19 protein-coding genes are annotated in these 24,268 nt (G+C 71.3%); 18 read left to right on the forward strand and 1 reads right to left on the reverse strand.

Annotated features, from left to right (window positions below; genetic code table 11):
- Positions 1-14: 14 nt before the first annotated feature.
- The 6 genes from ACQPZW_RS08715 to ACQPZW_RS08740 all read left to right on the forward strand — a co-directional run bounded on the left by ACQPZW_RS08715 (position 15) and on the right by ACQPZW_RS08740 (position 7,855).
- Entirely contained in the window at positions 15-1,199 is a 1,185-nt protein-coding gene (locus tag ACQPZW_RS08715; protein ID WP_433794314.1) for a YcaO-like family protein, read from the forward strand.
- Entirely contained in the window at positions 1,192-2,943 is a 1,752-nt protein-coding gene (locus ACQPZW_RS08720) for a TfuA-like protein (protein WP_433794315.1), read from the forward strand. The genes ACQPZW_RS08715 and ACQPZW_RS08720 overlap by 8 nt, the downstream gene beginning before the upstream one ends.
- A complete protein-coding gene (locus tag ACQPZW_RS08725) occupies positions 2,873-4,657 on the forward strand; it encodes a radical SAM protein (RefSeq protein WP_433797476.1) in 1,785 nt (594 codons plus the stop codon). The genes ACQPZW_RS08720 and ACQPZW_RS08725 overlap by 71 nt, the downstream gene beginning before the upstream one ends.
- Before the next feature lie 59 nt (positions 4,658-4,716).
- Positions 4,717-4,881: a hypothetical protein gene (locus ACQPZW_RS08730; RefSeq protein ID WP_433794316.1), complete on the forward strand. Its 165-nt coding sequence runs from the start codon at positions 4,717-4,719 to the stop codon at positions 4,879-4,881.
- Between the two features lie 86 nt (positions 4,882-4,967).
- Positions 4,968-7,703, forward strand: a complete 2,736-nt coding sequence (locus ACQPZW_RS08735) for an ATP-binding protein (protein WP_433794317.1) — start codon at positions 4,968-4,970, stop codon at positions 7,701-7,703.
- Positions 7,691-7,855, forward strand: coding sequence for a LuxR C-terminal-related transcriptional regulator (locus tag ACQPZW_RS08740; protein ID WP_433794318.1), 165 nt, complete (start codon positions 7,691-7,693; stop codon positions 7,853-7,855). Before ACQPZW_RS08735 ends, ACQPZW_RS08740 begins: the two co-directional genes overlap by 13 nt.
- 7 nt (positions 7,856-7,862) lie before the next feature.
- On the opposite strand, the gene ACQPZW_RS08745 is transcribed toward ACQPZW_RS08740, so the two are convergent.
- Positions 7,863-8,504 (reverse strand): MBL fold metallo-hydrolase, encoded by a 642-nt coding sequence (locus tag ACQPZW_RS08745; RefSeq protein ID WP_433794319.1) that lies wholly within the window; start codon positions 8,502-8,504, stop codon positions 7,863-7,865.
- Between the two features lie 175 nt (positions 8,505-8,679).
- Here ACQPZW_RS08745 and rsgA point away from each other — a divergent pair, with 175 nt between their 5' ends.
- The 12 genes from rsgA to secG all read left to right on the forward strand — a co-directional run bounded on the left by rsgA (position 8,680) and on the right by secG (position 24,160).
- Complete coding sequence (rsgA, locus tag ACQPZW_RS08750; RefSeq protein WP_433794320.1) at positions 8,680-9,729, forward strand: ribosome small subunit-dependent GTPase A; 1,050 nt, start codon at positions 8,680-8,682, stop codon at positions 9,727-9,729.
- A 154-nt stretch (positions 9,730-9,883) separates the two neighbouring features.
- Entirely contained in the window at positions 9,884-11,689 is a 1,806-nt protein-coding gene (locus ACQPZW_RS08755) for a glycosyltransferase 87 family protein (protein WP_433794321.1), read from the forward strand.
- Positions 11,690-11,774: 85 nt separating this feature from the next.
- The gene (uvrA, locus tag ACQPZW_RS08760) at positions 11,775-14,717 is read left to right on the forward strand and encodes an excinuclease ABC subunit UvrA (protein ID WP_433794322.1); all 2,943 of its coding nucleotides are present in this window, start codon (positions 11,775-11,777) and stop codon (positions 14,715-14,717) included.
- Positions 14,718-14,941: 224 nt separating this feature from the next.
- Positions 14,942-15,457, forward strand: a complete 516-nt coding sequence (locus ACQPZW_RS08765) for a Rieske (2Fe-2S) protein (protein ID WP_433794323.1) — start codon at positions 14,942-14,944, stop codon at positions 15,455-15,457.
- A gap of 84 nt (positions 15,458-15,541) precedes the next feature.
- Positions 15,542-17,485: an excinuclease ABC subunit UvrC gene (gene uvrC, locus ACQPZW_RS08770; protein ID WP_433794324.1), complete on the forward strand. Its 1,944-nt coding sequence runs from the start codon at positions 15,542-15,544 to the stop codon at positions 17,483-17,485.
- A gap of 77 nt (positions 17,486-17,562) precedes the next feature.
- Positions 17,563-18,465: an RNase adapter RapZ gene (gene rapZ, locus ACQPZW_RS08775; protein WP_433797478.1), complete on the forward strand. Its 903-nt coding sequence runs from the start codon at positions 17,563-17,565 to the stop codon at positions 18,463-18,465.
- The gene (locus ACQPZW_RS08780; protein ID WP_433794325.1) at positions 18,462-19,475 is read left to right on the forward strand and encodes a gluconeogenesis factor YvcK family protein; all 1,014 of its coding nucleotides are present in this window, start codon (positions 18,462-18,464) and stop codon (positions 19,473-19,475) included. Before rapZ ends, ACQPZW_RS08780 begins: the two co-directional genes overlap by 4 nt.
- A 49-nt stretch (positions 19,476-19,524) precedes the next feature.
- Complete coding sequence (whiA, locus tag ACQPZW_RS08785; protein ID WP_433794326.1) at positions 19,525-20,505, forward strand: DNA-binding protein WhiA; 981 nt, start codon at positions 19,525-19,527, stop codon at positions 20,503-20,505.
- 319 nt (positions 20,506-20,824) lie between these two features.
- Complete coding sequence (gene gap / locus ACQPZW_RS08790) at positions 20,825-21,826, forward strand: type I glyceraldehyde-3-phosphate dehydrogenase (RefSeq protein WP_093610437.1); 1,002 nt, start codon at positions 20,825-20,827, stop codon at positions 21,824-21,826.
- On the forward strand, positions 21,823-23,025 hold the full coding sequence (locus ACQPZW_RS08795; RefSeq protein ID WP_433797479.1) for a phosphoglycerate kinase: 1,203 nt from the start codon (positions 21,823-21,825) through the stop codon (positions 23,023-23,025). Before gap ends, ACQPZW_RS08795 begins: the two co-directional genes overlap by 4 nt.
- Positions 23,025-23,816, forward strand: a complete 792-nt coding sequence (gene tpiA, locus ACQPZW_RS08800) for a triose-phosphate isomerase (RefSeq protein ID WP_433794327.1) — start codon at positions 23,025-23,027, stop codon at positions 23,814-23,816. Before ACQPZW_RS08795 ends, tpiA begins: the two co-directional genes overlap by 1 nt.
- Positions 23,817-23,908: 92 nt before the next feature.
- Positions 23,909-24,160, forward strand: a complete 252-nt coding sequence (secG, locus tag ACQPZW_RS08805) for a preprotein translocase subunit SecG (protein ID WP_043521518.1) — start codon at positions 23,909-23,911, stop codon at positions 24,158-24,160.
- Positions 24,161-24,268: the final 108 nt, after the last annotated feature.

Genomic DNA, 24,268 nt, shown 5'->3' on the forward strand with positions numbered 1-24,268 from the left:
GGGGAGGACCCGTCGTGCCGACAACCGTCGACGATCACCCGATCCGGCCCGGCTCGTTCCGGGCGGCGCCGGCCGAGCAGACCTGGGAACGGATCCGGCCGCTGCTGCCGGGGTTCGGGATCACCCGGGTCGCCGACATCACCGGGCTGGACGAGGTCGGGCTGCCGGTGCACGTGGCCTACCGCCCCACCGGACGGTGCCTGGCCGTCACCGTCGGCACCGGGCTCACCGCGGCCCAGTCCCGGGTCGCCGCGACGATGGAGAGCATCGAGGGCTGGCACGCCGAGAACCCGCGGCTCGCGATGGCCGTACGCGCGCCCGCCGTTGATCTCGATCTCGGCTATGACCCCCGCACCCTGCACCTGGCCCCGCGGTCGCCGCTCACCGGCCGGACAGTGCTGGACTGGGTCGCCGGCCGCGGCCTGCTCACCGGGCGCACCTACCTCGCACCCTACGACCTGGTCTTCCTCGACTTCACCGTCGCCGCCGGAGGCAGCCCCAACGACGTCCTGTTCACGCCCACCAGCAGCGGGCTGGCCACCGGCAACACCGCGGCCGAGGCGACCCTGCACGCGCTGCTCGAGCTGGTCGAACGCGACGGCATGACGCCGTACGCGATCTCCGCCCTCGCCGACCGCCGCTACGTCGACCCGGACACCTGCGCCGACCCGTCGACCATGGCCGTGCTCGCCGCGATCCGCGGCTCCTCCAGCTGGGTCGAGGTTGTCGATCTGACCGGGCCGACCGGGCTGCCGTGCTACGGCGCGTCCATGTGGGACAACTCGATCCCGATGGTCTTCGGTGGCTTCGGATGCCACGTCGACCCGGGCCGGGCCGTCGGCCGGGCGCTGGCGGAGGCGGCCCAGTCCCGGCTGGTGACCGTCGGAGGGGCCCGCGACGACATCTCCGGGGAGGTCTACATGGCCGCGGACCCGTACGCCACGCCGCCCCCGGCGCTCGACCTGCCCTGCGAGCCGATCCGCCCGCCGGATCCCGCGGTTACCGCCCTCGGCCAGGACCTGGAGGCCCTCGTGCAGCACGTAGCCGGCCGGATCATGGAGTACACCGGTCACGAGCCGTTCGTCGTCGACCTGACCCACGACGACATCGGCATCCCGGTGAGCCGGGTGATCGCACCGGGCCTGCGCCTGGTCGACGACGCCGCGCTCTCCCTGCGCCCCGGAGCCGGCGATGTCTGACCTGGTCTTCCTCGGCCCCAGCCTGCCCGCCGCCGAGGCCGCCGCCCTGCTGCCCGGCGCCCGGATCCTGCCCCCGGTCGGACACGGCGACCTGCTGCGGCTGGCCCCCGGCCCGGACGACCGGGTCCTGATCGTCGACGGCTTCTTCATGCACCGCCCGCCGGTCCGGCACCGCGAGATCCTGCTCCTGCTGGAACGCGGCGTCACCGTGGCCGGCAGCAGCAGCATGGGCGCGCTCCGGGCCGCCGAGCTGTGGCAGTACGGGATGCGCGGCTTCGGCGACGTGTTCGAGCTCTACCGGGACGGCGTGGTGACCGGTGACCACGAGGTCGCGGTGGTGCACGGCCTCGACGAGGACGACTACCGCTCGCTGAGCGTGCCGCTGGTCAACATCCGGATCGCCGTCCGTGAGGCGATCCGGGCCGGCGCGATCGGCCCGGACGAGGGCGAGATCCTGCTGAAGGTCGCCGCGGGCATCCCGTTCCGGCTGCTGACCTGGCGCTCGCTGGCGCTGCAGGCCGGCTCGGCGATGGATGGCCTGCGGTCGTGGCTGGGGGATCATCCGGTCGACGCGAAGGCCGACGACGCCCGGCGGCTGCTGCGGGCCGCCGCGGCCGGCGACCCCCGGCTGTGCCCGGCCGGGCCGGGTGACGAGCCGGTCCGGCACGTGCACACCACCTACCTGGAGGGCTGGCGCTCCCGGTACGAGCAGACCGGCGGGGTCAGCGAACGGGAGCTGCTGGTGGCGCTGCGCGTGCTGCATCCCGGCTTCGCGGCGGCGCATCGGGCCCGGGTGCTGGCCGGCTTCAGCGGCGCCGCCCCGGACGACCCCGCCCTGGAGGAGCTGGCCCTGCTCACGGCCGACCGGCTCGGCCGTGGCGTGCCGGTCCCGGACGGCTCCTGGCTCACCGCGGACGAGGCGGACCTGCCCGCCCCGGAGGCGACGCTGCGACTGCTGGTCCGCAGCCTCGGGGCGGCCGAGACCCGGCAGATCTCACCGGCGATGATCCCGCCCGGGCTGCGCCGGGCCGATGTGCTCGCCACGGCCCGCGAGGCGGTCGTCACCGCGAAGGCCATCGAGGCGAGCCTCACCCGGCGGCAGGGGCGGCCGGCCCGGTTCCGCGCCGAGATCGCCGACGCGGTGCTCGCCGCCCAGTGGGGCTGCGACCCGGCCGGACTGACCGCGGCCGCCTGGGACCGCGGGTTCCGTGACCTCGACCAGCTCCGCGAGCTCGCCGGCTTCCTCATCGGATACCTGCGGGTGCTCCGGGCGCCGTGGTTCCCCCGACCCGACCCCTCGAGGTGGTGCATCAGTGACCAGCAGCCCGAACGCCGCGCTCATCTACCCTCCGCTGACCGACCCGACGTCCGGCTACCACTCGCTGAACTACCTCGACTCGTACGCCCGGTCGGTGGGCCATCGCCCGGCGACCGTGATCGACGCCAACATCGAGGCGTTCCACCACTCCTGGACGCCGTCGGCGGTGGCCTGGCTGGACCGGGCGCTCAGCGAGGCCCGGACCACCACCGACCTGACCGAGCGGGCCCACCTGCTGCAGACCGGCACGCCCGACCCGGAGGCGATCCGGGACGCGGTCGCCACCTTCCAGGACCCGGACCGGTTCTTCGACCTGGACGCCTACCACCGGGCGGTCGACGGGGTCTCGGCGTGGATGAGCTGCCTCGCCGGTGCCGGCTTCCCCGGTCAGTTCCAGAACGGCTTCCAGCTCAACGCGCCCCGTGAGATCGAGATCGGTTCGCTGCGGGCGCTGACCGACCCGGCGGTGCTGTCCCGGCTGAGCCGGCCGTTCACCCCGTACTACCGGGAGTCGCTGCTGCCCCGCCTGCGGGCCGGGGGTTTCGACCTGATCGGGATCAGCATCACCTACCAGTGGCAGCTGCCGTTCGCGCTGTGGCTGGCCCGGCTGATCCGCGAGGAGCTGCCGGACGTCTTCCTGATCACCGGCGGCACCGAGGTCTCCGACTGCTACAAGAACATCCGCGAGCACCGGCGGCTGTTCGAGCTGTTCGCCGACTTCGACGCCCTCGTGGTGGGGGAGGGGGAGAGCGCGTACACCGAGATCCTCGACGCCCTCGGCGCCGGGACGCTGCCCACCAAACATCCCAACGTGCGACTGCATCCGAGGTACGGGGCGGTCCGCGCCCTGCCGATGCTGCACTACGAGAAGCTCGGCGAGCTGCCCACCCCCGACTTCAGCAACCTGCCGTGGGACAAATACCTCAGCCCGACCCGGTTCGTCTACTACTCGCCGACCCGTGGCTGCTACTGGAACAAGTGCACGTTCTGCGACTACGGGCTGAACACCGACGGGCCGACCAGCCCGTGGCGGCAGGACACCGTGGACCGGATGATCCGCGACGTCGAGGAGCTCTCCAAGTTCGCGCAGTTCGTCTACTTCTCGGTGGACGTGCTCGCGCCGGCGGCCATCCTGCGGTTCGCCGAGAAGGTGGTCGAGCGGGGCATCGACGTGCGATGGGGCGCCGAGATCAGGCTCGAGAAATACTGGTCCGACGAGCGGTGCGAGCTGCTGAAACGGGCCGGCTGCACGGCGATCTCGGTGGGCTTCGAGTCGGGCAACCAGCGGATCCTCGACCTCATCGACAAGGGGACCAGACCCGCGCAGGTCCGCCAGACGATGTCCTCGATGCACCGGGCCGGGATCGGCGTACAGATCATGGGCTTCACCGGTTTCCCGACCGAGACCCTCCAGGAGGCCCGCGACTCGGTGGGCTTCCTGCGGGACAACCGTGAGCTGTGGACCTTCGGCGGGCTCGGCGAGTTCGTGCTCACCCCGGGCGCCATCGTGGCCAAGCAGCCGGACCGCTTCGGGATCAGCGGCATCCGCTCCTTCGAGGGCGCCGACATCGACCGGACGCTGCTCTTCGACGAGCCGATCAGCCAGACCGTCCGCGACGAGGTGATGGCCGACAAGCTCAGCCTCTACATGGGTGAGTACCCGCGGCCGTGGGTGAGCAGCACCGACACCCCGCACACGTTCTTCTACCACGACCGGTACGGCACCGCGGTCAGCGATCTGCTGGAGCGCAGCGTGCGGCGCGGGCCCGAGGACGAGGACCGGGAGTTCGTGCTCGACGGCGAACTGCTGCCCGGCCAGGACCCGGACGTGCTGCGCCGGCTCGCCGAGATCCAGCGGGCGAACCCGGACGAGCCCGGCGACCGGGTGGCCTTCCGGCGGGCCGACGGCCGGGTCATGCTGCTGCCCCGCCGTACCGTGCCGTTCCTGAAGATCTTCACGAAGCCGTCGACGATTGCCGATGCCCGCCGGCGCGCGTGGATGCTGCCGGCCGAGTCCGCCGACCGGATCTGGGACTTCCTCATCGCGCGCCGGGCGATCCGGCGGGTTCCGCTCACCGTCGCACCGGGCGACAGCAAACATACGTGCAACGCACCCATGCCCGGACGTGCCGCCGCGTGACAGGGTCTTCCCATCAGCCACCACACGGCGGGGCCCGACGGCCCGGGGGAGGCACCACCATGAACGAGAAGAAGAGCGCACGTGGTCTGAAGAGCCGGCTGCGCGTGGCCGTGGTCGTCGCGGCAGCCGCGGGATTCGTGGCCGGGGCCGTGTCGCTCGGCTCGCCGGTGCAGGCGGGCGGCGGCACCGGCTGCTGCATCAGCGTGCCGAACCAGCCCAACTGACCGTCGCGAGGTCCGTCACCGCCGCCGGCCGTCCACCGGCGGCAGTGATGGACATCGACGTATGGTGAGCAATAAGCTACGCGCTGATGCCGACCTTCTGCGGACGCGCCAGCCTGCTCTCGCAGATCGGCGACGCCCTGGCCCGTACGCGACAGGGCGAGGGTGGCAGTCTCTTCCTGCGCGGTGAGAGCGGAGCCGGCCGGTCGCGGTTGCTCGCGGAGGTGGGGCGGCTCGCCCGTACCGACATGGTCGTGCTGCGTGGCCGGGCCAGCGGGATCACGCCGACCACGCCGTTCCGCCCCCTGGCCGAGGCGCTCCTGCAGTTCACCCGGTCGGCGGGCGCACACGCCGCGGACGCTCTCGGGCCGTACCGCCTGGTCCTGGGCCGGCTCATCCCGGAGTGGCGCGATCCGGCCGTCGGCCCCGAGGAGCAGTCGCTGATCGTTCTCGCCGAGGGCGTGCTGCGGCTGCTGGCGCTGGCCGGCCGGGAGCGCGGCTGCCTGCTGCTGCTCGACGACCTGCACGACGCCGACGCCGAGACCCTGACGATCGTCGACTACCTCGCCGACAACCTGGCCGACCAGCCGGTCACCATGGTGGCCGCGCTGCTCGATCAGGAGGGCCCCGCACTCGACGTGGCCCGGTCGGCCGCCCAGCGGGGCGCCGCCGAGCTGCTCTGGCTGCCCCGGCTCGGCCGCGACGAGCTGCGTGAGCTCATCGCCGCCCGGCTGGACTGCTCGGCCGCCCGGGTCGGTGACAGCCTGTTCGACCTGGTGTGGCAGCCCAGCGCCGGCAACCCTGCGCTGGCCGGGGAGCTGCTGGACGGCCTGGTCGACGCCGGCCACCTGGTCCGTGGCGCGGACGGCTGGCAGCTGACCGGCCGCCCGCAGGCCGGCATCCCCGGCTCGCTGTCCCGCCGCCTGGCGCGCCGGCTGGAGAGCAGTTCACCCGAGCTGCGCCGGCTGCTGCCCGCGGCCGCCGTCTTCGGTGAGCGGTTCCCGCTGGCCGCCCTGCCGGCGATGACCGGTCTCGGCGAGCAGGACCTGACGTCCCAGCTGCACCACGGCCTCGCCGCCGAGCTGATCCAGCCGGTCGCCGACACCCCCGGGTGGTATGCGTTCCGCCATCCGGTCACCGCCGAGGCGCTGCTCGAGTCCCGCCCCGCCGGCAACACCGCGGACCTTGCCCGGCAGGCCGCCGAGACGGTGGAGAAACTGCACCCCGGCCTGCCCGGCACGCTCTGCCAGCTGGCCGCCCGGCTGCGCCGGCAGGCCGGTGACCACGACGGCGCCGGCCGCCACCTGATCGAGGCGGCGTCCCGCGCGCTCGCCGACGGCGCCGCCTCCTCCGCCGTCGACCTGCTCGAACAGGCCACCGGCCGGACCGTGGACCCGGCCCTGCGCGCGGACGCGAGCGAGCGCCTGGTGCAGGCCCTGGTCGAGGCCGGCCGGATCGACCGGGCCATGCAGATGATGCCGGAGCTCGACGGTCTCGGCGGAGGGCTGAGCCGCCAGCGGCTGGCCGTCCTGCACACCCGGCTCGCCTGGGCGGCCGTCTTCGCCGCCCGGACCGCCGACGGGCTGGCCCAGGTCGCCGAGGCCCGCCGGCAGCTCGGCGCCGACGCCACCCCGGCCGAGACGGCCGCCGTCGACGTGGTGGCCGCGCATCTGATCATCGAGCTGCCCGGGCCGGAACAGGTCGGCAAGGCCGAGGAGCTGGCCCGGCGGGCGGCCGCGGTCGCCGAGCGCCACAACCTGCCGGTGGTGGCCTGCCAGGCCTGGCAACTGCTCGGCATGCTGGTCCGGCAACGCGACACCGACGAGGCGACCGCCTGCCTCGAACACTCCCGGGAGCTGGCGGTCCGGCACGGGCTGCGGCTGTGGGAGGTGCACGCCCTGGTCCGGCTCGGCAACGACGACGCGGCCCGGGACGGCAGCCTGCGCCGGCTGCGGCAGGTCCGCCGGGACGCCTGGTCGATCGGCGCGGTCACCGCCGCACACCAGGCCGAGGCGAGCATCGCCCTGCAGGTCGCCCTCCAGGGTGGGTTCGCCGAGGCGGAGGAGATCGTCGCCCAGACGCTGCCGGCGACCACCCGGCTCGAGATGGTCGAGACTGCCGGGCACCTGTGGCAGACCAGCGCCGTCGTCGCCGCCCATCAGGGCCAGCGCCGGGAGATGGAGAACCGGCTGGCCGGGCTGCGCCGCTACCACCCGGAGTCGTCGGCCGACGCCAAGGTGTTCGGCCTGGCCCGGGTCTTCTGCTCGCTGCTGGAGGAGGACCGGCCGCGAGCCCTCGACGAGATGGCCGGCGCACTGCGGGCCGACGGCGGCAACCCGGCACTGTCCCCGATCAACGGCCGCGCCGGATTGGACCTGCTGCTCCGGGCCGTCACCGGCGACCTCGACGACCCGGCGATCCTGGCCGACGGGTCCGGTGGGGTGCGCCGCCTGCGGTGGAACCGGCAGTTCGCCGAGATGGCCCGGGCCGTGCTGCTCGGGCGGCGCGGCGACCCGGCGGGCGCGTCGGCCGCGGCACGGGAGGCGATCGGGGCGGCGCAGCCGTACCCCCTGGCCCTGCACCTGACGCTGCGCCTGGCGTCGGAGGCGGCGCTGGCCGACGGCTGGGGGACCCGGTCGCCTGGCTGCGCCGGGCCGAGGAGCACTTCCACGAGTCGGAGCACGCCGCGGTGGCCCGGGCGTGCCGCGCGCTGCTGCGCCAGGCCGGTGTCACGGTCGGCCAGCGCCGCGACGGCGTCGACAACATCCCGGCCGCGTTACGGGCGCGGGGCGTCACCGTCCGCGAGTACGAGGTGCTCGACCTGATCGCCGCCCGCCTCGGCAATCAGGAGATCGCCACCCGCCTGCACCTGTCGCCGCGAACGGTCGAGAAACACGTGGCCCGCCTGATGGCGAAGACCGACCGCCCCGACCGGGCCGCTCTCCGGGACCTGGCCCACAGCCTGCGCCCCGCCTGACCCGGCATCACCAGCCGCGGGCGCGCCACTCCGCGAGGAACGGACGCTCGGCGCCGAGGGTCGAGTCCTTGCCGTGGCCCGGATAGAACCACGTGCCGTCGCCGAACCGGCCGAAGACCTTGGCCTCCAGGTCGTCCATGATCTGGGCGTGGTCGTCGGGGCCGGTGGTCCGCCCGTGCCCGCCGGGGAAGAGGCTGTCGCCGGTGAACAGGTGCTCGCCCCGGTAGGACAGCACGATCGAGCCCGGCGTGTGCCCCACGACGTGGATCACGTCGAGGACGTGCCCGCCGACCTCGACGGTGTCGCCGTCGGTCAGTGCCCGGGTCACCACCGGGATCTCCCCGGCGTCGTCGGCGTGCGCCAGCGACCCGGCGCCGGTGACCTTCACCACCTCGGCCAGGGCCTGCCAGTGGTCGCCGTGGCGATGGGTGGTCACCACCGTGCGCAGCCCGGCCGGGCCGATCAGATCGAGCAGTGTGCCCGCGTCGTTGGCGGCGTCGATCAGCAGCTGCTCGCCGCCGGCGCTGAGCAGGTAGGCGTTGTTGTCCATCGGGCCGACCGACACCTTCGTCAGGGTCAGGCCGCCACCCAGATCGCGGACCGCGGGCTCGCCGCCACGGACGACGTCACCGGTGTAGTCAGTGCTCACCGGTCGACCCTATCCGGGGCCGGCGGAATTCGCTTTCGCCCATGGTGACCGCGGTCGTACCGTCGGTGCCAGACGCGACGATCAACCCGCGGAGGAGGTGAGGACCGTGCCGTTCAGTGTCTGCCGCGTCCCTTCACCCGGGGGCTCCGCCCTCTCGAGACCGTAAAGGGCTCCCATGTCGTACCACCTGTCCCAGCTCGGCTGGGACGACCACTTCGCATCCCTGTACCACCGGTTCGACCGGGCCGACGCGACACCGGGCCGGGTGCTGCGCACCGACCGCGGCGTGTGCACCGTGCTCACCACCGACGGCGTGACCCGGGCCACCCTGGGCGGCTCCGTCATGATCGACGTCGCCCGCGATCCCGCGCTGATGCCCTGTTCCGGCGACTGGGTGGTGCTGCGCCAGTGGCCGGACCGACGTACCACCCTGGAGCTCGTCCTGCCCCGCCGGACCACGCTGATCCGCCGCACCGCCGACAAGGACGCGTCGGGTCAGGTGCTGGCGGCCAACATGAACGCCGTCGCCGTCGTCGAGCCGATCCATCCGGAGCCGGACGACGCCCGGGTCGAGCGCCTGCTCGCGCTGGCCTGGGAGTCCGGCGCCGACCCGCTGCTGGTCCTCACCAAGACCGACACCACCCGTGACCCGGCCGCGATCGCCCGGCAGATCGCCGCCCTGGCCCCCGGCGTGCCGGTGCTGCCGGTCAGCGTCCAGCGCGGCGTCGGCCTCGCCGAGCTGCGTGGGCACGTCGGTCCCGGTCGCACGCTGGCCCTGCTGGGCCGCTCCGGTGCCGGCAAGTCGACACTGGCCAACGCCCTGGCCGGAGCCACCGTCATGCCGGTGCAGGCGATCCGCGACGCCGACGGCAAGGGCCGGCACACCACCGCCTACCGCAACCTGGTGGTGCTGCCGGACGGCGGCGCGGTGATCGACACGCCGGGCATCCGGGGTGTCGGCCTGCTCGACACCGAGGGCGGTCTGGAACGCGCCTTCGCCGACGTCACCGACCTGGCCGGGCGCTGCCGGTTCGACGACTGCCGGCACGAGACCGAGCCGGGCTGCGCGGTGCAGGACGCTCTCGCCGACGGCTCGCTCCCGCCGCGGCGCCTGGCCAGCTGGCGCAAACTGCGCCGCGAGGTCGAGGTGGAGAGCGGCCGGCGATCCGCGAGGTTGGCGCGCTCCCGCCGGATCCCCGCGCCGCCGAGCTCCCGTCTTCTATAACCCGGATTCGGTACGGCCACGCGGCGTCCCGCGGCTGTCCGGGCGCGGGTGGCCGCCGGCTCCCGGCGGCCAGGCGGCCGCCGGGCTGCTGCGTGGTCGCCGATACGGCCACACCGGCATCTGGGGCGTGCGGCGCTCTGGCAGAATGCGGCCGGTGCGTGCGGCGGATGAGATGACCGATAAGCAGGCGGCCGAGGTCGCGGGGGACGTGGCGGAGGCGACTCCCGAGCCTCCGGAGAAGCCGCGGGTGCGGTGGCGGTGGGCCGAGACCTGGCTGATGCTCGGCTTCCTCGCCCTCGGCGTGCTCGTGATGATCAAGCTGTGGATCGATCCGAACGGCCGGGTGCTCCAGGGCAACGACTCCGACCACGGCATCTTCCTGTTCATGCTGGCGCATGCCGAGCGGGTGGTGTTCGACGGCGGGCCGCTCTTCTACGAGAACCGGTTCAACGTCCCCTACGGCGTGAACATGATGGCCAACACGTCGATCCTGGCCCTGGCCCTGCCGCTGGCGCCGGTCACGCACTTCTTCGGTGGTGGCGTGACGGTCGTGCTGCTGATGACGCTGGGCCTGGCCGGCACCGCGGCCGCCTGGTATTGGGTGCTGTCACGCCCGCTGGGCCGCAGCCGGGTGGCCGCCGCGATCGGCGCGGCCTTCGCCGGTCTCGGCCCGGCCATGGTGTCGCACGCGAACGGCCACGTGAACTTCGTCAACAACTACCTGCTGCCCTTCATCGTGTGGCAGGTGCTGCGACTGCGTGAGCCCGGCCGGGCCTGGCGCAGCGGCGTGATCCTGGGCCTGCTGATCGTCGTGCAGATCTTCATCAACGAGGAGGCGCTGCTCTTCGCCGCGCTCACGCTCGGCGTCTTCGCGGTCAGCTACGCGCTGATGGAGCGGGCCGAGACCAGGCTGGTGTGGAAGCGGTTCGTCGGCGGGCTCGCGGTGGCGGCGCTCACCTCGACCGCGCTGGCCGCCTACCCGCTGTGGCGTCAGTTCTTCGGCAAGGGCACCTACCACGGACAGCCGTTCGACCCGACCACCTACGTCATGGACGTGGCGTCGCTGGGCGCGTACGCCCGTAACTCGCTGTTCGGCATCGGGGCGATCACCCGCCGGCTGAGCGTGAGCGCCACCGAGGACAACACGTTCTGGGGCCCGTTCGGCCTCGTGATGATCATCGTGTCGATCGTGATCCTGTGGCGAAACTCGGCGATGCGGGCCACCGCGATCGCCGGCATGGTGCTGCTGGTCATGTCGCTCGGGCCCAAGATGCAGATCGCCGGGTTCCGGACCGACATCCCGCTGCCGTTCGCGCTGATCAAGCACGTCCCGGTGATCGACCTGGTCAGTGTGAGCCGGTTCGCGATGGTGCCGTCCATGGTCGCCGGCGTCCTGCTTGCCTTCGCCGTGGACAAGATCAGGGAGTACCCGGAGCGCCGCCGCCGGCTGTTCAAGATCGGTCTGGTGCTGGCCCTGGTCCCGCTGATCCCGCGGCCGCTGCCGGTCTTCGAGGGCACGCCGCGGCCGGAGTTCATCACCGCCGGCATCTACAAGCAGTACGTGCCGGAGGGCCGGACCCTGATCACCGTCCCGATGCCGGAGGTGACGACCGGCCGCACCGGCCAGCGCTGGGCGACCCTCACCAACCTCGACTACGCGACGCCGCGCGGCTACTTCATGGGCCCGAAGGACCCGCCGAAGGATGACACCGGATCGTGGTCCGCGCCACACCGCTACACCTCGTGGCTGTTCCGGACCGTGGCGCGTACCGGTGAGATCCCGAAGATGACCGAGTGGCGCCGCAACCAGATCAAGGCCGACCTGGCGTACTGGCGGGCAGCCGTCCTGGTGCTGGTCCCGGACGAGCCGCAGACCCCGGTGCTCCGCAGGCTGCTGGTCGAGATGCTCGGTCAGCCGGAGCTGGTGGGCGGCGTCGAGGTCTGGAGAGTTAACTCGTAGGAGTGAGCAGGCCGGTGCGGGAAATTGTCGTACCCCGTAGCTAGAGTGTCTGCTCGACTCATACACCTGTACGGAGAGGCTGGCCGTGGCCGACCGACTGACAATCCGTGGCGCTCGCGAGCACAACCTGCGTGACGTCAACCTCGACCTGCCCCGGGACGCCATGATCGTCTTCACCGGTCTCTCCGGGTCGGGCAAGTCCAGCCTCGCCTTCGACACGATCTTCGCCGAGGGGCAGCGGCGCTACGTGGAGTCGCTGTCCTCGTATGCGCGGCAGTTCCTCGGCCAGATGGACAAGCCGGACGTCGACTTCATCGAGGGCCTGTCCCCTGCGGTGTCGATCGACCAGAAGTCGACGAACCGGAACCCGCGGTCCACCGTCGGCACGATCACCGAGGTGTACGACTACCTGCGCCTCCTCTTCGCCCGGACCGGCATCCCACACTGCCCGGTCTGCAAGGAGCGGATCAGCCGGCAGACCCCGCAGCAGATCGTCGACCGGGTGCTGGCCATGGAGGAGGGCACCCGGTTCATGGTGCTGGCCCCGGTGGTCCGCGGCCGCAAGGGGGAATATGTCGACCTCTTCGCCGAGCTGCAGGCCAAGGGCTACGCGCGGGCCCGGGTCAACGGGGTGGTCCACCCGCTCACCGAGCCGCCGAAGCTGAAGAAGCAGGAGAAGCACACCATCGAGGTGGTGATCGACCGGCTCAGCGTGAAGGCGTCCAGCAAGCAGCGCCTCACCGACTCGGTCGAGGCCGCGCTCGGGCTGGCCGGCGGCATCGTCCTGCTCGACTTCGTCGACCTGCCGGAGGACGACCCGGAGCGCGAGCGCCGCTTCTCCGAGCACCTGGCCTGCCCCAACGACCACCCGCTGGCCATCGAGGATCTGGAGCCACGGGTCTTCTCCTTCAACGCGCCGTACGGCGCGTGCCCCGAGTGCACCGGCCTCGGCACGAAGAAGGAGGTCGACCCGGAGCTGCTCATCCCCGACGAGGAGAAGAGCCTGCGGGAGGGCGCGATCCAGCCGTGGGCCGGCGGCACCACCCAGGAGTATTTCCTTCGCCTGCTGGAGGCGCTGGCCGGCGCCGAGGGCTTCACGCTGGACACCCCGTGGCGGGCGCTGCCGACCCGTGCCCAGAAACTGATCATGTATGGCGCCGAGGACCAGGTCCACGTCCGGTACCGGAACAAGTACGGGCGCGAGCGCTCGTATTACACCGGTTTCGAGGGCGTGGTGCAATGGATCGAGCGGCGGCACACCGACACCGAGAGCGACTGGTCGCGCGAGAAGTACGAGGGGTACATGCGTGACGTGCCCTGCTCGGTCTGCGGTGGTGCCCGGCTCAAGCCCGAGGTGCTCGCGGTCACGCTGGCCGGCAAGAACATCGCCGAGATCTGCAACCTGTCCGTCGGTGACTGCGCCGAGCTGCTCGCCGGCATCGAGCTCGACGACCGGCAGAAGATCATCGCCGAGCGCGTGCTCAAGGAGATCAACGCCCGGCTGCGCTTCCTGGTCGACGTCGGCCTGGACTATCTCTCGCTGGATCGGGGCGCCGGCACCCTGTCCGGTGGCGAGGCGCAGCGCATCCGGCTCGCCACTCAGATCGGCTCGGGCCTGGCCGGCGTCCTCTACGTGCTGGACGAGCCGTCGATCGGCCTGCACCAGCGGGACAACCACCGGCTGATCGAGACCCTCAAACGGCTGCGTGACCTGGGCAACACGCTGATCGTGGTGGAGCACGACGAGGACACCATCCGGACCGCGGACTGGGTCGTCGACATCGGCCCCGGCGCGGGCGAGCACGGTGGCCACATCGTGCACAGCGGCACGGTCGAGGGCCTGCTGGCGAACGAGGAGTCGCCCACCGGCACCTACCTGTCCGGCCGGAAGTCGATCCCGCTGCCGGCCACCCGCCGGCCGCAGACCGCCGGCCGTGAGGTCGTGGTGCACGGCGCCCGCGAGCACAACCTGCGCAACCTGACCGTGCCGTTCCCGCTGGGCCAGTTCATCGCGGTCACCGGTGTCAGCGGCTCGGGCAAGTCGACGCTGGTCAACGACATCCTGCACACCGTGATGGCCAACCAGATCAACGGCGCCCGGCAGGTTCCCGGCCGGCACACCCGGGTGACCGGCCTGGAGAACGTGGACAAGGTGGTCGGTGTCGACCAGTCACCGATCGGCCGCACCCCGCGGTCCAACCCGGCCACCTACACCGGTGTCTTCGATCACATCCGCAAGCTGTTCGCCGAGACGACGGAGGCCAAGGTCCGGGGGTATGGTCCGGGCCGGTTCTCCTTCAACGTCAAGGGCGGCCGCTGCGAGAACTGCTCGGGCGACGGCACCATCAAGATCGAGATGAACTTCCTGCCGGACGTCTACGTCCCGTGCGAGGTGTGCAAGGGCGCCCGGTACAACCGGGAGACCCTGGAGGTGCACTACAAGGGCAAGACCATCTCGGAGATCCTGAGCATGCCGATCGAGGAGGCCGCCGAGTTCTTCTCGGCCCTGCCGTCGATCCACCGGCACCTGCGCACCCTGGTCGAGGTCGGCCTGGGCTACGTGCGGCTGGGCCAGCCCGCGACGACCCTGTCCGGCGGTGAGGCGCAGCGCGTCAAGCTCGCCTCCGAGCTGCAGAAACGCTCCACCGGCAGGACCGTCTACGTCCTCGACGAGCCGACCACCGGCCTGCACTTCGAGGACATCCGCAAGTTGCTGCTGGTGCTCAACGGCCTGGTCGACAAGGGCAACACGGTGATCACGATCGAGCACAACCTCGACGTGATCAAGTCGGCGGACTGGCTGATCGACATGGGCCCGGAGGGCGGCAGCAAGGGCGGCCTGGTGCTGGCGGCCGGGCGGCCCGAGGAGCTGGCCGAGGTGCCGGAGAGCCACACCGGGCAGTTCCTGCGGCACATGCTCGGCCTGTCCGGTGAGCCGGGCGGGTCGAAGGACGCGGTCGGGCGGGCGGCGAAGGCCAACGGGACCCGTGTCACCCGCTCCCGGGCGAAGGCCACGGCGACGGCCTGATTTAGAAGATTCTTAGACGACTCTCAGCTACGGCACCCGGTTGGTCTCCTAAGGTCGGCCGGGTGCCCCGCTGTTCGGCCCACCCCGGCAAAAGGGTCGGCCGAACACGGAGGAAGCGGGAGGATCTCCGCTTGGCACGTTGAACTGATCGTGGACCCTGATCCGTATTCCGGGGCGACTCCGCGTGACATTGGCGGCAGAAGACAGGTAGTGGAGGGCGACAAATGACTGACGTGCAGCCGAGGACCGACGCCGAGATCCAGCAGGACCGCACGGGCTCCACCTCGACACGACGCGTCGTCCTGATGGGCGCCGGCGGTGTCGGTGTGGCCGCGGCCCTGGCGGCCTGCGGCACGGACTCCAGCGGCACCAACCCGAACGGCACCGACTTCAACAACAACCCGGTCCCCGCGGGCAGCACCGCGGCCGACGGCACGAGCAGCGGCGGCGGTAACGGCACCGTGCTGGTCGCCGCGTCCAAGGTGGCCGTGGGCAGCGGCGTGATCCTCGACGACCTGGTCGTCACGCAGCCCAGCGAGGGCACCTTCAAGGCGTTCAGCAACATCTGTACGCACCAGCAGTGCAAGGTGACCGAGATCAAGAACAACCAGATCGCCTGCAAGTGCCACAACAGCCTGTTCTCCATCGAGGACGGCTCGCCGATCTCCGGCCCGGCCGGCACCCCGCTCGCCGAGACCAAGGTCGAGCTGGACGGCGACAACGTGGTGGCCTCCGCCTGACGAATCGCAGGCCCGGCGCCGTGGCGGCGGCACCGGGCCCGCGGCCGGGCAATTCTGTCAGTCCCACGCACTAGTGTTGGGGTTGTGCCAGACCCGTCCACCTATCGTCCGGCTCCCGGTACCATCCCCGATGCCCCGGGCGTCTACCGCTTCCGTGACCCGTCCGGCCGGGTGATCTATGTCGGCAAGGCGAAGAGCCTGCGCAACCGGCTCAACTCCTACTTCGCCGACGTCTGGTCGCTGCACGCGCGCACCCAGCAGATGGTCACCACCGCCGGCAGTGTGGACTGGGTCACCGTCGGCACCGAGGTCGAGGCGCTGCAGCTGGAGTTCTCCTGGATCAAGGAGTTCGACCCCCGCTTCAACGTCAAATATCGCGACGACAAGTCGTATCCGTTCCTCGCCGTCACCCTCGACGAGGAGTTCCCCCGCCTGCAGGTGATGCGCGGCGCCAAGCGCAAGGGCGTCCGCTACTTCGGCCCCTACTCGCACGCCTGGGCCATCCGCGAGACCCTCGACCTGCTGTTGCGGGTCTTCCCGTCGCGTACCTGCTCGGCCGGCGTCTTCAAGCGGGCCCACCAGATCGGCCGGCCCTGCCTGCTCGGTGACATCGGGAAGTGCTCGGCCCCGTGCGTCGGCCGGGTCACGCCGGAGGAGCACCGGGGCATCGTCGACGACTTCTGCGACTTCATGGCCGGCCGCACCGACCTGTTCCTCAAGCGGGTCGAGCGGGAGATGCTGCAGGCCTCCGAGGATCTGGAGTTCGAGCGCGCGGCCCGCCTGCGCGACGACCTGATGGCTCTGCGCCGCGCCCTGGAGAAACAGACCGTCGTCCTCGGCGACGGCACCGACGCCGACATCGTCGCCTTCGCGGAGGATCCGCTGGAGGCCGCCGTCCAGGTCTTCCACGTGCGCGGCGGCCGGGTCCGCGGCCAGCGCGGCTGGGTGGTGGAGAAGGTGGAGGACCTGACCACCGGCGACCTGGTCCACCACTTCTGCAGCCAGATGTATGGCGGCGAGCAGGACGAGAGCGACGTTCCCAAGGAGCTGCTGGTCCCCGATCTGCCCGAGGACGCCGACGCGCTCGCCGACTGGCTCGGCCGGCACCGGGGCAGCCGGGTCGCCCTGCGGATCCCGCAGCGCGGCGACAAGAAGGCGCTGATGGAGACCGTGGCACGTAACGCGGCCGAGGTGCTGCAGCGCCACAAGCTGCGGCGGGCCGGTGATCTGACGACCCGTAACAAGGCGCTCGAGGAGATCGCCGAGGCGCTCGGCATGGAGGGCGTGCCGCTGCGCATCGAGTGCTTCGACGTGTCGCAGATCCAGGGCACCGACGTGGTCGCCTCGATGGTGGTCTTCGAGGACGGGCTGGAGCGCAAGAGCGAGTATCGGCGCTTCATCGTCCGCGGCAACCCGGACGGCAGCGGCATGGACGACCTGTCCGCGATGAGCGAGGTGATGCGGCGGCGGTTCGCGAGGTATAAGGCGATGTCGCCACCGGAGGAGACCACAGCCGAGGGCGAGCTGCCCGGCATCGATCCGCTGACCGGCAAGGCGCGCCGGTTCGCGTACCCTCCTCAGCTGATCGTGGTCGACGGCGGCCAGCCGCAGGTCAACGCGGTCGCCGCGGTCCTGTCCGAGATGGGCGTCACCGATGTGGCGCTGTGCGGGCTGGCCAAGCGGCTGGAGGAGGTGTGGCTGCCGGCCGACGACTTCCCGGTCATCCTCCCGCGTACCTCGGAGGCGCTCTACCTGCTGCAGCGTGTGCGTGACGAGGCGCACCGGTTCGCCATCACCTTCCACCGGCAGCGCCGGTCCAAGCGGATGACCGAGTCCGCGCTCGACGAGGTGGCCGGCCTGGGCGAGGTCCGCCGTAAGGCCCTGCTGCGCCACTTCGGCTCGCTGAAGCGGCTGGCCGCCGCCACTCCGGAGGAGATCGCCGAGGTTCCCGGCATCGGTTTGAAGACCGCGGAATCGGTGTTGGCCGCGCTGCGTTCACCCGAGACGGGGAAGACTCCGGGGCGGTGACCTCCCGGCGGCCTACCATGTTGTGTCCGCCGAATCAGCGCGGGAGTGATGACGCAGGAGGCGTGGTGACCGAAGCGATGCCGGATCTCGGGCCCGACGAGGTGGTGGAGCCCGACGAGGCGGGGACCGACCTGGTGGTGGTGACCGGTCTGTCCGGCGGTGGCCGCAGCACGGTGGCACGGGCGCTGGAGAATGTCGGCTTCTACGTGGTCGACAATCTGCCGCAGGCCCTGATGCTGGAGATGGCGGAGCTGGCCTTCGCGGCCGGGGGCGCCGCACGGCGTACCGCCATGGTGCTCGATGTGCGCAGCCGGGCCTTCTCCACCGACCTGGCCGGAGCGGTGCGCGCTCTGAAGGAGCGCGGTTTCTCGCCGCGGGTGGTGTTCGTGGACGCCGACGACGAGGTGCTGATCCGGCGTTTCGAGTCGGTGCGGCGCTCGCATCCGCTGCAGGGTGACGGGCGGCTGGCCGACGGTATCGCCGCCGAGCGCAAACTGCTCGCGGAGGCCCGCGAGCAGTCCGACGTGATCATCGACACCAGCCACCTGAACGTGAATCAGCTGCGCCGCCGGGTCGAGGAGCTGTTCGGCGGGGAGGACTCGCGCCGGCTGCGGATCACCGTGCTCTCGTTCGGCTTCAAGTACGGCCTGCCTCCCGACGCCGACTACGTGCTGGACGCCCGGTTCCTGCCCAACCCGTTCTGGGTGCCGGAGCTGCGCGAGCACACCGGCCTGGAGGAGGGCGTGAGCAGCTACGTCCTGGGCCAGGAGGGCGCGACCGACTTCGTCGCCACCTACGCCGGCCTGATCGCCGCCACCGCTCCCGGTTTCGAGCGGGAGGGCAAGCGCTATCTGACCGTGGCGATCGGCTGCACCGGCGGCAAGCACCGCAGCGTGGCGATCGCCGAGGAGCTCACGTCCCGGCTGGCCGGCATGCGCCTGTCCGCACACACCTCGCACCGTGACCTGGGGCGCGAGTGACGGCGACCCGGGTGGTCGCCTTCGGCGGCGGACACGGACTGGGCGCCTCGCTCCGCGCCCTGCGGCACAGCACACGTCAGCTGGATCTGGAGATCACCGCGATCGTCACGGTGGGTGACGACGGTGGCTCCAGTGGCCGGCTGCGGGTCGAGCGCGACGCTCTGTTGCCCCCGGGCGACCTGCGGCAGGCGCTGGCCGCGCTGGCCGACGACCATCCCACGCACCGGCTCACCGCACGTCTCATGCAGCATCGGTTCGCCGCGATGTCGATGGCGATGCCCGCCGCCGCGGGCCGCGGGCCACGGATCGAGCGGCGGGCCGACCGCAGTCAGGACACCCTGGCCGGGCACGCGGTCGGCAACCTGCTGCTGCTCGGGCTGATCGAGATGCTCGGCGACCCGGTGGCCGCCCTCGACCACGCCGCCGAGATGGTCGGCGCGCGGGGCCGGGTGCTGCCGATGGCGCGGCACGCGGTCGGCATCGAGGCCGACGTGGTGGCGGCCGACGGGAGCCGGGTGACCGTCTCCGGTCAGCATGCGGTGGCCGTCGCCGACGGGCGGGTGGCCTCGCTGCGCCTGGTGCCGCAGGACCCGCCGGTGTGCCCGGAGGTGATCGAGGCGGTGGGCGCCGCCGACTGGCTGATCTTCGGGCCCGGCAGCTGGTATACGAGTGTCCTGCCACACCTGCTGGTCCCGGAGTTGGCCGCGGCGATAGTGGCGAGCCCGGCCCGCCGGCTTGTCACCCTCAACCTCAGCCCCGACCGGGAGACGGCCGGGCTGTCCACCGCCGATCACCTGGCGGCGCTCCACTGGTACCTTCCACAGCTCCGGATCGACACGGTTCTCGCCGACGCGAAGTGGGTGGGCGAGCCGGAGCCGGTCCGGGCGGCAGCTCACGATCTGGGCGCAGACCTGGTTCTGGTGCCCGTGGCCGTTGCGGACGGCAGCCCACGGCATGATCCTGAGTCATTGGGCGCCGCCCTGGTGCCAGTATTGGGCGCCACTCGTTGATTACTGCGGCACACCCTGTTCAAGATCCGGCGCATGAGGTGACAACACGATGGCGATGACGGCAGCGGTCAAGGACGAGCTGAGCCGGGTCGACGTGCCCAAGCCCTGTTGCCGCCGGGCGGAGATGGCGGCGCTGCTGCGTTTCGCCGGGGGGCTGCACATCGTCTCCGGCCGCGTGGTCGTGGAGGCGGAGCTGGACACCGGCGCGGTGGCCCGGCGGCTGCGGCGGGAGATCGCCGACGTCTACGGCTACCCCAGCGAGGTGCACGTGCTGGCCTCCGGCGGCTTGCGCAAGGGCAGTCACTACATCGTGCGGATCGTCAAGGACGGCGAGGTGCTGGCCCGCCAGACGGGGCTGCTCGACGTGCGCGGCCGTCCGGTCCGTGGCCTGCCACAGCACGTGGTGAGCGGCAACGTGTGCTGCTCGGTGGCGGCGTGGCGGGGCGCGTTCATGGCGCACGGATCGCTGACCGAGCCCGGTCGCTCCAGCGCCCTGGAGATCACCTGCCCGGGCCCGGAGGCGGCGCTCGCGCTGCGCGGCGCGGCGCGGCGGATCGGCATCACCGCGAAGGATCGCGAGGTCCGCGGCGTCGACCGGGTGGTGATCAAGGACGGGGACGCGATCGCCGCGCTGCTCACCCGGGTCGGCGCGCATTCCAGCGTGCTGGCCTGGGAGGAGCGGAGGGTACGCCGTGAGGTGCGCGCCACCGCGAACCGGCTGGCCAACTTCGACGACGCGAACCTGCGGCGCTCGGCCCGCGCGGCGGTCGCGGCCGCGGCCCGGGTCACGCGGGCGCTGGAGATCCTCTCCGAGGACGCGCCGAACCATCTGACGTCGGCCGGCCGGCTGCGCCTGGAGCACCGGCAGGCCTCGCTGGAGGAGCTGGGCGCCCTGGCCGAGCCGCCGCTGACCAAGGACGCGATCGCCGGCCGGATCCGGCGGCTGCTGGCCCTGGCCGACAAGCGGGCCCGCGATCTCGGGATCCCGGACACCGAGGCGGCCGTCACCCCGGAGATGATGGCCTGCTGACCGGTGATCCCGGTCACCACGATCGGGGGACCTTCGGACCTTGTCGGGCGTGGCCACCCGGGCCAGGCTGATCGCGTCGTCGGTAACGTCGCTGTGATCCGTTTAGGTAACGTTCAGGTCGCGCCCCGCCGCTTCGGGGGTGCGTGGGCTCGGATAGTGTCACGGGTGACGGCGACGCTGCCGGCAGTCCGGCCGAGCCCCCCGTCATCGAAGTTCTGGGTGCGGCGCCGGACGCCTTTTTGTCGGCCGTCCCTGCGGTCGGCATGCAGACCCCTCCGCCGGTCGCAGAATCCGGCGGACCGAAACGAGGAGACCACCTGTGACCATCCGGGTTGGCATCAACGGCTTCGGCCGTATCGGTCGTAACTTCTTCCGGGCGGTTCTCGCCTCCGGCGCCGACATCGAGATCGTCGGTGTGAACGACCTGACCGACAACGCCACGCTGGCTCACCTGCTGAAGTACGACAGCATCCTGGGCCGCCTGGGCCACGAGGTGAAGGCGTCCGCCGACGAGATCAGCGTCGGTGGCAAGTCGTTCAAGGCGTTCGCCGAGCGCGACCCGAACAACCTGCCGTGGGGCGACCTGGGCGCCGACGTCGTCATCGAGTCGACCGGCTTCTTCACCGACGCCACCAAGGCCAAGGCCCACGTGGACAAGGGCGCCAAGAAGGTCATCATCTCGGCTCCGGCCAAGAACGAGGACATCACGATCGTGATGGGTGTGAACGACGGCCTGTACGACGCCGCCAAGCACACCGTCATCTCGAACGCGTCCTGCACCACCAACTGCCTCGCCCCGATGGCGAAGGTCCTGAACGACACGATCGGGATCGAAAAGGGTCTGATGACCACGATCCACGCGTACACCCAGGACCAGAACCTGCAGGACGGCCCGCACAGCGACCTCCGTCGCGCCCGCGCCGCCGCGCTGAACATCGTCCCCACCTCGACCGGCGCCGCCAAGGCCGTCAGCCTGGTGCTGCCCGAGCTGAAGGGCAAGCTGGACGGCTTCGCGCTCCGCGTGCCGATCCCGACCGGCTCCGCCACCGACCTGACCTTCACCGCCGCCCGTGACACCACGGTCGAGGAGGTCAACGCCGCGATCAAGGCCGCCGCCGAGGGCCCGCTCAAGGGCATCCTGGTCTACACCGAGGACGCGATCGTGTCGGCCGACATCGTCACCGACCCGGCCTCCTGCATCTTCGACGCCGGCCTGACCAAGGTCATCGGCGGCAACCAGGTCAAGGTCGTCGGCTGGTACGACAACGAGTGGGGCTACTCGAACCGCCTCGTCGACCTGGTCAAGCTCGTCGGAGCCTGATCTTGAAGACTCTCGACGACCTGCTCGCCGAGGGTGTCTCGGGTCGGCGCGTCTTCGTGCGCGCCGACCTGAACGTGCCCTTCGACAAGAGCAATCCGGGCGTCATCAGCGACGACGGCCGCGCCCGCGCGGTGCTGCCGACGCTGATCGCCCTGCGTGACGCGGGCGCCAAGGTGATCGTGGCGTCCCACCTCGGCCGCCCGAAGGGCGCGCCGGATCCCAAGTTCACCCTCGCGCCGGTGGCGACCCGTCTCGGCGAGCTGCTCGGCTCGCCGGTGGTCTTCGCCTCCGACACCGTCGGCGCCGACGCCCGGGCCAAGGTCGAGGCGCTCGCCGACGGTGAGGTGCTCCTGCTGGAGAACCTGCGCTTCAACGCCGGTGAGACCTCGAAGGACGATGCCGAGCGGGGCGCCTTCGCGGACCAGCTGGCGGCGTTCGCCGACTCCTATGTCGACGACGCCTTCGGCGCCGTGCACCGCAAGCACGCTTCGGTGTACGACGTGCCGGCTCGCCTGCCGCACTACGCCGGTGGACTCGTCCTCAAGGAGGTCGAGGTCCTCAAGAAGGTGTCGGAGAGCCCGGAGCAGCCCTACGTCGTCGTGCTCGGCGGCTCGAAGGTCTCCGACAAGCTCGCCGTCATCCAGGCGCTGCTGCCCAAGGTGGACAAGCTGCTCGTCGGCGGCGGCATGTGCTTCACCTTCCTCAAGGCCCAGGGCCACGAGGTCGGCAAGTCGCTGCTCGAGGACGAGATGGTCTCGGTCTGCGCGGACCTGCTGGAGCAGGCGCAGGGCCGGATCGTCCTGCCCGTCGACGTCGTCGCGGCCACGGAGTTCTCCGCGGACGCGCAGCACGACGTGGTCGACGCGTCCGGGATCCCGGCCGACCGGCTCGGCCTCGACATCGGTCCCCGGTCCACCGAGCTCTTCGCGTCGGCGATCGCCGGTGCCAGGACCGTGTTCTGGAACGGGCCGATGGGCGTGTTCGAGCTGGCGCCGTTCGCTGCGGGCACCCGCGGTGTGGCCGAGGCGATCACCAAGATCGACGGCTTCTCGGTCGTCGGCGGCGGTGACTCGGCGGCCGCCGTGCGCACGCTCGGGCTCGACGAGTCCGCGTTCGGTCACATCTCCACCGGTGGGGGCGCGTCCCTGGAGTACCTCGAAGGCAAGACGCTGCCGGGCGTCGCCGCTCTGGAGAAGTGATGGGTGACGTGACCCGCAAGCCGATCATCGCCGGCAACTGGAAGATGAACCTCAACCACTTCGAGGCGATCCTCCTGGTCCGGAAGCTGGCCGCGAGCCTGACCGCCGAGCAGCTGGAGGCCGTCGAGACGGTCGTCCTGCCGCCGTTCACCGACCTGCGCAGCGTCGAGGGCGCGATCAAGGACGACAAGCTCAACATCGGGTACGGCGCGCAGGACATCTCGAAGTTCGCGTCCGGCGCGTACACCGGTGAGATCTCCGGCGGCATGCTCGCCAAGCTGGGCTGCACGTACGTCGTGGTCGGCCACTCCGAGCGCCGTGAGTACCACGCCGAGGACGACGCCACGGTCAACGCGAAGAACAAGGCCGCCTTCGAGGCCGGTCTGGTGCCGATCTTCTGCGTCGGCGAGGGCCTGGAGATCCGTGAGGCCGGCAACCAGGTCGAGCACGTGCTCGCCCAGGTCGACGCCGGTCTCGAGGGGCTCAAGACCGAGCAGCTCAAGCAGATCGTGATCGCCTACGAGCCGGTCTGGGCGATCGGCACCGGCAAGACTGCGACGCCGGAGGACGCCCAGGAGGTCTGCGGCGCGATCCGTGGCCGCCTCGCCGAGAAGTTCGGCGCCGAGGTGGCCGACGTGGTCCGCATCCAGTACGGCGGTTCGGTCAAGGCGAACAACATCGCCCAGATCATGTCCAAGCCGGACGTGGACGGCGCCCTGGTCGGCGGCGCCGCTCTGGACGCCGAGGGCTTCGCCGCCATCGTGCGTTTTCCGGAGCACGTCGGACGCTGACAGTAATTAAGCGCGTGCCCGGTCGTATCATGCGGCCGGGCACCCGCTATTGTGGGACCGCTGCTTGCCCTTCGAGAGGAATGAACCCGACGATGCCGATCGCGTTCGCTTACACGTTGATCGTGTTGCTGATCATCACCAGCATTCTGCTGACCCTGCTGATCCTCCTGCACCGCGGCAAGGGCGGCGGCATGTCGAGCATGTTCGGCGGCGGTGTGACCTCCAGCCTGGCCGGTTCCTCGGTCGCGGAGAAGAATCTCGATCGCTACACCGTTCTGGTGGGGATCATCTGGTTCGCCTGCATCGTCGGGCTGGGCTTCTGGCTCAAAGTCCAGATCGCCTGACGGCGCTTCATAGTCGTACAATCTGCCGCGCGGCCGGTTTCTCCGGCCGTGCGGTTTTTTGTTCCCGCTGTCCGGTTCGCGCTGCCCCTCGTGAGATCCCCGGGACCG

This window comes from Actinoplanes sp. CA-252034, from assembly GCF_050956125.1.
Lineage (GTDB): Bacteria > Actinomycetota > Actinomycetes > Mycobacteriales > Micromonosporaceae > Actinoplanes.